This window comes from Fulvivirga lutimaris (genome assembly GCF_009711525.1).
In the GTDB taxonomy this organism is placed as follows: domain Bacteria; phylum Bacteroidota; class Bacteroidia; order Cytophagales; family Cyclobacteriaceae; genus Fulvivirga; species Fulvivirga lutimaris.
This window is the reverse complement of record NZ_SMLV01000151.1, coordinates 1-3,157: the sequence shown is the minus strand read 5'-3', so window position 1 is coordinate 3,157 and position 3,157 is coordinate 1. Positions and strand designations below refer to the sequence as shown.

The following is a 3,157-nucleotide window of genomic DNA, read 5'->3' as shown; positions in this document are numbered from 1 at the left end:
GGATTAAGTGAAAGCTTTTTTTGCTTTAGTTATTGATTATCCAGGTTGATATTTCATCTAAAAATCCAACAACAAAGGCCTTTGTAAGTTCGTCATCTCCGATGCTTAATCCAGTTTCTGAAGGTTGGAAAAAATGATTCGCTTTACTGAAAACAGTAAACTTATATTGAGTTCCAGAGGCTAAAAGAGCACCTTCCATCCTGTCTTTATTTTGTTGAATGCTTACTTGGGAATCATTTCCACCAAACAAACCCAATACAGGTATATTGAGCCTTTTCAGATCGTTTGCCGGATCGTAATAAAGAAATGAAGACAAGGATGGTAAACCATAAACCACCTCTAATTCTTTAGCAGTTGCCATTACATTGGTTTCTAATTCTGCATTGTTAGAAGAAGGCAAATTTGACAGTACCAACCGATAGCTGTTTTTGAACTCTTCTACTGCATTATTTACGCCCACACAGTTATGAATAGCTCTCATTAAATTAGCATGTGCTGAAACTTCTCGTTCAATAATTGCAGCATTGAGGTTTGTGTTTGCATAGCTATTCCTGACCTGAGCAAGTACTACTTCTACCAGGGGAACAGATGGCGCGGCCATTAGTATGAGTTGTTTTACAGATGAATTATTAGCCGCTACTTTTGACGTTATTATACCTCCCTGGCTATGTCCAAATAGCGTAAATTCATTAAATGGATGTTTTTTGTAAGTATTAAAATAATTTATAATAGCACTGAGATCATCTGTAAGGTCATCAATTGTGCTGTTAACAAAATCACCATTACTTTCTCCTTCTCCTCTATCATCGTAGCGAAAGGTCGCAATGCCTTTTGAGGCCAGATGTTCAGCAATTATCTTGAAAATTTTAAATCCAAAGAGCGTCTCATCTCTATCTTGAGGTCCACTCCCTGAATTCATAATTACCAGCGTGTTTTTCTTAAGATTTTCTGGTATCACAAGTGTTCCTCCAATTTTAATACTGTCTCGCTTAATTATTAAGTCTGTTTCCTGCCATTTAGTATTGGTTTTCTGTGCAATCACCGTACTACTTATAATCAAGTAGGAAACAACCAATAATAAAGCTCTGCTTACATTTTTCATATTTCTGAGTTTTGAGTAGTTGAATTTTTTGTTCCTTTTATCAACATGTATAGTGTTAGTTCAACCTCTCCTAGTGCTGCCGATAAACCTACAACCCAGGCGAGCCAAACTTCATTGCCGGGATAAAGAAAGTCACCAAAGGTTTCCATTAAATAGCCTATTGCAGCCACAATCATCATCCATCCAAAGAATGAAGGAATTAGGTCTGATTTAATCAACAGGTATCCGAGGATGAAGCAGTGGAATCCAAAGAAACCTCCCGCAATAAGGTATCCATATCGATGAGCATCCATAAAAAGTAAGCTCAGGCTTTCGAGTTGTTCTGGCTCAAATGCCGATAAGTATCCAGCCTGGCTGAGTACATGGTAAGCCATAAAATGGTTAAGCAAATTCAGTGCTCCGATAGCAGGATGTGCCAATAGCCTTAAGGATGAAGACACCATGGCTAGCATTTTACCATACGGTTTTAAAAGCTGGTAAAGCATCACAGAAATAATAGCGTCTAAAATGAAAGCAAAGAGGTCAGCCGCTAAGCCCACTCTAAAGAGCATGATGTTTTCTAATATGTTTGATGCTGTTAATGCAGCATCATCGGGCACAACAATATTGGCTCTTACATAACCTTGACTAAATCCTGCGCAAATAATAACTAACAGGTACAACAAACCTATAAATCTGACTTTTGATGATTGTGTTTTCATGGTAATAGTTTTTGTTCTTAACTGTTGTAAAGGTGAGGTCAACAGACAAAGAATGCTTGACACTATGTGCCAATACCATTACACTTTAGGCCAGTGGCGAAGTTTTAACCGTTTGTTCTGTAGCTGCTTGGTGATACTCCGGTCCATCTTTTAAATGCCCTGTTAAAAGCACTTTGCTCTGAAAAACCGGTTTGGAAGGCTATTTCAGCCATTGATTGAGAAGAGTTTTTAATAAGCATGGTAGCCTCTTCTTGTTGAATACTCTGAACATACTCACGGAAGGTCAGTCTCTTTTCAGAAAGCCTTCGCTTTAGTGTTCGGACACTCATTCCAAGGTAGTCCGCCACCTGAATAACACTGGGAATACCGCTAGGTAGTGATTCCTTGATAAGGTTGTGAACTTCTTTAATCAGCATATCAGCATTAGAGTGGATTCCTTTCATTTCTTCGTCCATGCGCTCTACCAAAAACTGATGAATGCTCCTATCTGCCTTAATTGTTCGTATAGTTATGTCCGATGTTTTGAATTGAATAGAATTAACTGGGCTACTGAAATCAATGGGGCATCCAAAGTAATCAGATAATTGTTGCTCAGATTTTGAATGATGCCTGAAGGTAACGCGGCTTGGTTGTATAGGTTTTCCTGTCACTTCATTAAGGATGCCATTAAGCATTACAAAAGACACCTCGTTAGCTATTTCAATACCTAGTCTGGCAGTATTGCGCTGCATAATAAGGCTGGTGTACCCATCTAATTCCTCTTGCCGCACACTGCCATGATCGGTCACTAGCATCATAAAGCGCTCTACACGGTCAAGCACTTCCTTGGCTAGCCAACATGTTTTCCACGAAAGCCCTAGGGTGCCATAGTCGTCAGTATTGAGCTGTCTACCTTGCCGAACACAAAAACCGGGTTCCAATTTTTCTGCTGACCATTCATAAACATCAAATAGCAGTGCTATAGGTATATATTTTAGTCCTTGCTGTAATTCTTTTGAGTTTTGGTGAGACTCGAAATGCAAGGCATCAAGCCCTTCTGACAATGCCAGAGTTTTTGCCTTTTGATAAATACTTGAGCTTACAAAATACAATAGAATCGAAATTAGAGCCTGATATAATATTACTCAAAAAAGATGATATTGCTAAGCCAAGATGCGGTACCCACAGGCTAAAGTCTCATTTTATGTGTAAAGTTGATCAACTAAGTAACTAGTGCTATTCATCCTCCCTGCTATGCTAATTGTAATCAATAGAATAATCAAATTACTTTTTGATACATAAGAATTGATATCATTGACTAGTAACCCGTACATTCGCCATTCCCGCTACCTTCCCTCCTGCTAAAAATGTAAAA

General features: G+C 38.6%; 3 protein-coding genes. All 3 read right to left on the bottom strand.

The window, feature by feature from the left end:
* Nucleotides 1–25: 25 nt before the first annotated feature.
* Complete coding sequence (locus tag E1140_RS00970) at nucleotides 26–1,102, bottom strand: alpha/beta hydrolase family protein (protein WP_155178098.1); 1,077 nt, start codon at nucleotides 1,100–1,102, stop codon at nucleotides 26–28.
* Nucleotides 1,099–1,803 (bottom strand): DUF4386 domain-containing protein, encoded by a 705-nt coding sequence (locus E1140_RS00965; RefSeq protein WP_155178096.1) that lies wholly within the window; start codon nucleotides 1,801–1,803, stop codon nucleotides 1,099–1,101. Before E1140_RS00965 ends, E1140_RS00970 begins: the two co-directional genes overlap by 4 nt.
* 104 nt (nucleotides 1,804–1,907) lie before the next feature.
* Complete coding sequence (locus E1140_RS00960) at nucleotides 1,908–2,894, bottom strand: AraC family transcriptional regulator (protein ID WP_155178094.1); 987 nt, start codon at nucleotides 2,892–2,894, stop codon at nucleotides 1,908–1,910.
* Nucleotides 2,895–3,157 lie beyond the last annotated feature (263 nt).